This is a genomic window from Acinetobacter sp. YH16031 (assembly GCF_013417335.1).
GTDB lineage: Bacteria > Pseudomonadota > Gammaproteobacteria > Pseudomonadales > Moraxellaceae > Acinetobacter.
The window spans coordinates 1-4,111 of the sequence record NZ_VPED01000080.1; the positions used below are offsets into that span (position 1 = coordinate 1).

At 39.0% G+C, this 4,111-nt stretch carries 3 protein-coding genes; all 3 read left to right on the forward strand.

Going from position 1 to position 4,111, the window contains the following annotated elements; translation table 11 throughout:
- Positions 1–216: 216 nt before the first annotated feature.
- Positions 217–1,653, forward strand: a complete 1,437-nt coding sequence (mobQ, locus tag FTV31_RS15785; RefSeq protein ID WP_042087371.1) for a MobQ family relaxase — start codon at positions 217–219, stop codon at positions 1,651–1,653.
- Positions 1,654–2,229: 576 nt separating this feature from the next.
- Positions 2,230–3,153 carry a replication initiation protein RepM gene (repM, locus tag FTV31_RS15790; RefSeq protein WP_005021644.1) on the forward strand — a complete coding sequence of 308 codons (924 nt, stop codon included), beginning with the start codon at positions 2,230–2,232 and terminating at the stop codon, positions 3,151–3,153.
- A 60-nt stretch (positions 3,154–3,213) separates the two neighbouring features.
- Positions 3,214–3,765, forward strand: coding sequence for a plasmid replication DNA-binding protein (locus tag FTV31_RS15795; RefSeq protein WP_257227202.1), 552 nt, complete (start codon positions 3,214–3,216; stop codon positions 3,763–3,765).
- Positions 3,766–4,111 lie beyond the last annotated feature (346 nt).

Below are 4,111 nucleotides of genomic sequence, written 5' to 3' on the forward strand. Positions count from 1 at the left end.
CGCTCATTAATCCAATACCATCATCCTGGGAAACCATCCCTAACATAAGCGCACTTGAATATGCATTCAAGGTGCTATATGTATAGTAATGTTTTCCTCGAAGAGCGCACTTATGCAAACTTCGTTTTCAAGTCCGATTGGGGTCTCCCCAATACCCCGACAACCGTATCCACGGTTGTATTTCACTACGTGAAAATTTAAAAGCGAAAAATAGGCATGGCGATTTACCACTTTTCAGTCAAAACCGTAGCACGATCAGCAGGGCGTTCCGCCACTGCTGCAATTGCCTATCGGGCAGGTGAAAAGATCTATTGTGAACGTGAGGGCCGAGAACATGATTACAGCCGAAAAACAGGTGTGGAATATAAAGAAATTTATTTACCCGAAGGCGCACCAAAACATTTAAAAAACCGGGAAAAACTCTGGAACGAAGTTGAACAAAGGGAAACCCGAAAAAACTCGACAGTTGCCCGGGAATTTGAAATCGCTTTTCCAAGTGAACTGAATCAGGAACAACGCCTGGCCATGCTCGAAGAACTATGCGCCAGTATCGTGGACAGACATCAGGTGGCCGTCGATGCCTGTATCCATGCACCGCATACCGGATCCGGCAGTGATGAACGCAATTATCACGCGCATATCCTGATGAGCACACGCAAACTTACTCCGGAAGGCTTCACGGATAAAACCCGGGAACTGGATCAGAAACACAGTGGAGAAATCGAACACTGGCGCGAACACTTTGCCGATATCTGCAATATGCACCTGGATCTAGCCGGATCCACCGCCCGAGTCGATCACCGCAGCTACAAAGACCAGGAGAATGGCCTGGAAGCCACCCTGCACGAAGGGCCGAAAGTCACCGAACTGCGCCGAAAAGGGATTGAGACCGAAATCAGCCGAAGCAATGATGAAATCAAACAGAGAAATCAGGCCCAGCTACAATACGGCAAAAATATGGATCTGCTGATTGCTGAAAATGAGATCAAACTCAGCACACTGAAAACTGAACAGCAGATCCAAATCAAAAATAGCGCTAAAACGCCACCAATTGACGAAAAAGCCCTATTTGAAGAAAAACAGAGGGAAACCCTTGGCAAAGTGCTAAATCGCGAAATCAGCGCAAAAGACGCAAATCTAGACCTGGAATTTATGCAGGATGTTTTTAAAAAGTCCGAAAACACCTTGGGCAAGATGCAAAAACATGAAAACGAGTTCAATCAGCAGCTTGCCCAGGACATCGTGAAGAGCCGACTCAAGCAAAGTCATGACAGATTGCAAAGCCTGGTTGATCAACACAACGAATTAACCCAGAACAAACCCTTACTGTTTGGAAAAAAAGCCTGGGAAGCCCAACGTGACGAGATTTATCAGGAACACAAAAAGCTGAAAGGTCAGCATGAACACCAGAAAAAACATGGTGTGAAGGATTTATTGGAAAATGAAAAGTTCAAAGAACATGCCTGGAAGCAGTACCAACAACAACATCCGGCCAAAGCCAAGCAATACCAGACTCTATACTCAACCTATCAAGTCATTAAAAAATGTGTGAATGAGATCAAAACAGAACAACAGCTGAAACTCAAACAAGAACAACAACTCAAAGCACAGCAACATGCGCCTAGAATGAAATCTCGTGGCATGAGTCGCTAAACAGAGCGAGTGTCTACGAGCGAACTGAGAAAATTTGCCCTTTCCTTTCCCTGATTACAAGCTCCCTATCCATCAATCACCTGCATACCAGAGCATCCCGCATGGGTGCGAACTTTCCAAATTTGATTCTTAAATCGAGCGTAGCGAGAAAAAAAGTTCATGAGCGCAGCGAATTCCGAGTTGCTTTTGCTTTTTCTAAAAGTCACGAAAACATTAACTAAAAATTGCCCCGACGAATCGAGCGAAAGCGAGATTCAATAGAGTTTGAGCGAAGCGAAAACCAAGGGCAATTTTTCATGAAATATGCTTTTAATTATTTTTAAAGCTTTTAAATGCTTTTAGACATGCTCAAGTCTTTGTAAATAAAGACTTCTAGATCTCATATGACTACGTTTACCTACCAATATGACTACGTTTACCTACCAATATGACTACGTTTACCTACCAATATGACTACGTTTACCTACCAATAATCTACATTATTTTTTTTGTAGATTTAACTACGTTTACCTTGCATTAATCTACATATTTATTATTATAGATTTATATTCATAAGTAATAATGTAGACAAATAAAATGCGGGACTTAGTAGTTAAAGATAATGCCTTAATTAATGCGAGTTATAACTTAGACTTAGTAGAACAACGTTTGATCTTATTAGCTATCGTCGAAGCAAGAGATAGTGGTCGAGGAATCAATGCAAATGACCCCTTAGAAGTGCATGCTGAGAGTTATGTAAATCAATTTAATGTTGCAAGACAAACAGCTTACCAAGCGTTAAAAGATGCTTGTAAGGATCTATTTGTACGTCAATTTAGCTATCAAGAAATTAATAAAAGAGGAAATGTAGAGAATGTTTTAAGTCGCTGGGTGAGCGAGATTAGATATATCGATGATGAGGCTACAGTAAAGTTAATATTTGCCCCTGCAATCGTGCCACTTATTACACGTTTAGAAGAACAATTCACTAAATATGAGTTACAACAGATTAGTAATCTCAGCAGTGCTTATGCTGTGCGGTTGTATGAATTATTAATTGCTTGGCGTAGTACGGGTCAAACTCCAATTATCGAACTAGCAGAGTTCAGACAAAAAATAGGCGTTCTTGATGATGAATATACAAGAATGGGAAATTTTAAAGATCGAGTATTAAATCTAGCTATTGCCCAAATTAATGAACACACGGATATTAACGTCCAATGTCAGCAACATAAAAAGGGACGTAATATTTCTGGTTTTTCATTCAACTTTAAACTGAAAAAAGTCGTTATAGCTCATAATAAAGAGCAAACTGCTCTTGAGATTTTCTCAAAATTTACCGATGCACAGCGTCATCTTTTTGCCAGTAAACTGTCTGAGCTTCCAGAGATGAATAAATATTCTCAAGGTACTGAAAGCTACTCACAATTTGCAGTTCGAATTTCTGAAATGCTACGAGATCCACAAAAATTTGAAGAACTACTCCCATATCTAAAAAAAGTAGGCTTTAATACAAAATAAACTTCATGTTCAGATTGGATGTTCACATAAACATCCTTGTACACGCACTGAGGGATTCCATTGAACACAACAAAATTTAGCGTTATGGACGCAAGTAAAGCCTTTAAAAAATCACGTACAACAATATACGAGGCTTTAAAAAGTGGTGAATTATCAAGAGATCATGATGGACTTATAGACTTGTCTGAACTTATCAGAGTTTATGGCAATCCAGTCGGTGTTCAGTCCAGTGCACGTACTGAACAAGTTCAAAAGGATGTACAAGTACACGTTCAATCTGAAGTTGAAAATGTATTAAAAGATCAAATTTCTTTACTCAAAAATCAGTTAGAGTTAGCAAATCAAAGAGAAAAGTCTTTGATGCAACATATTGAAGATCTTACTCATAGAATTGAGTTTAAAGGCACCTTAGAACAGCCAAAACAAGAAAATATTAATAAACTAAATGAATCTACTAATTCGAATATAGCAACAGATCCTCGGCCACAGACTGAGTCAAACTATGACGGATTGACTACTCCAAAGAACAAACGGATCCCTGTCCCTAAACAAGTTGAGCCTAAACCTAAAAAGAGGGGCTTCCTGAGCCGTTTCTTCCTTCCTTATGGTTAGCCAGGACTCCAATTTTTTGATGAGCCAATTTCAGTGCAAGCACATGAAATAATGACTCCTCAAAAAACCGGATGAGGTTTATTAAAACTGAATAAAACCGTGGAACATTGCTTAAATAATAGGCGTGGAACGTGAAAAATCATAAAAAAAGCCCGAACAGGGATGTTCGGGCTATAAACTAGAAACTACAGCATTGAATTTTCAAGAGAATTATAACGCATTTCGTATAAGGTGTATTATGTTAATTTTAGAAAATCTTCACTACTATTATTTTAAAATAAGCCTTATATCCAAGCATAAAACAAGGTTGTCTAGACTTCTTTTAACAGTAAAGTTATCATAAAAC